The sequence below is a fragment of the Saccharopolyspora oryzae genome (assembly GCF_027853915.1).
Classification (GTDB): Bacteria; Actinomycetota; Actinomycetes; order Mycobacteriales; family Pseudonocardiaceae; genus Saccharopolyspora; species Saccharopolyspora oryzae.
Genome location: NZ_JAQGLA010000187.1, coordinates 1 through 1,570, shown reverse-complemented (window position 1 = coordinate 1,570; position 1,570 = coordinate 1). Strand labels below are relative to the sequence as shown.

Genomic DNA, 1,570 nt, shown 5'->3' with positions numbered 1-1,570 from the left:
GGTGTGTGGGTGTTTTCTTCTGGTTGTTGTTTGAGAACTGTATAGTGAGTGCGAGCATCTTTGTGGCCAAGTTATGTAGGGCACATGGTGGATGCCTTGGTACCAGGGGCCGATGAAGGACGTGGTAGGCCGCGATAGTCCTCGGGGAGTTGTCAAACGAGCTGTGATCCGAGGGTGTCCGAATGGGGAAACCCAGCTCGAGTGATGTCGGGTTACTCATGCCTGAATATATAGGGTATGAGGGGGAACGCGGGGAAGTGAAACATCTTAGTACCCGTAGGAAGAGAAAACACTGGTGATTCCGTGAGTAGTGGCGAGCGAAAGCGGAGGAGGCTAAACCGTGCGCGTGGGATACCTGGTAGGGGTTGCGTGTGCGGGGTTGTGGGACGCTACTGGACAGGGCTACCGACCTGTCAGCGTTGTGTTTCGTGTTAGTTGAATGGTTTGGGAAAGCCAGCCGTAGACGGTGAGAGCCCGGTAAGCGAAAATGCGATTCGTGCGTGTGGTGGTGTTCCCGAGTAGCAGCGTTTCCGTGGAGGGTGCTGTGAATCTGGCGGGACCACTCGCTAAGCCTAAATACCCCCTGGTGACCGATAGTGGATAGTACCGTGAGGGAATGGTGAAAAGTACCCCGGGAGGGGAGTGAAATAGTTCCTGAAACCGTGTGCCTGCAATCCGTCAGAGCCCTTTGGGGTGATGGCGTGCCTTTTGAAGAATGAGCCTGCGAGTTACTGCTGCGTGGCGAGGTTAACCCGGGTGGGGTAGCCGGAGCGAAAGCGAGTCTGAAGAGGGCGTTATAGTCGCGTGGTGTAGACCCGAAGCGGGGTGATCTACCCATGGCCAGGGTGAAGCGCGGGTAAGACCGTGTGGAGGCCCGAACCCACCAGGGTTGAAAACCTGGGGGATGAGTTGTGGGTAGGGGTGAAAGGCCAATCAAACTCCGTGATAGCTGGTTCTCCCCGAAATGCATTTAGGTGCAGCGTCATGTGTTGCTTGGGTGGGGTAGAGCACTGGTTGGTTGATGGGCCTTCACGGGTTACTGAGATCAGCCAAACTCCGAATACATCTGAGTTGAGCGTGGCAGTGAGACGGTGGGGGAGAAGCTTCATCGTCGAGAGGGAAACAGCCCAGAGCATCGGCTAAGGCCCCTAAGTGTGCGCTTAGTGGGAAAGGATGTGGGATCGCTGAGACAACCAGGAGGTTGGCTTAGAAGCAGCCATCCTTGAAAGAGTGCGTAATAGCTCACTGGTCAAGTGGTCCTGCGCCGACAATGTAGCGGGGCTGAAGCGCACCGCCGAAGCCATGCCAATCCAGTGTTAGCTGGGTTGGGTAGGGGAGCGTCCTGCATGCGGTGAAGCGCCGGCGTAAGCCTGGTGTGGAGTGTGTGGGAGTGAGAATGCAGGCATGAGTAGCGAGTGAAGAGTGAGAATCTCTTCCGCCGGATGACCAAGGGTTCCTGGGGAAGGTTCGTCCGCCCAGGGTGAGTCGGGGCCTAAGGCGAGGCCGACAGGCGTAGTCGATGGATAACGGGTTGATATTCCCGTACCCGTGCATACGCGTCCATAGCGAA

The 1,570-nt window shown here is 56.7% G+C and carries 1 rRNA gene; it reads left to right on the top strand.

Features of this window, described 5'->3' with window-relative positions:
* Window positions 1-64 precede the first annotated feature (64 nt).
* Window positions 65-1,570 (top strand): 23S ribosomal RNA (locus OU415_RS38140); the annotation flags it as partial.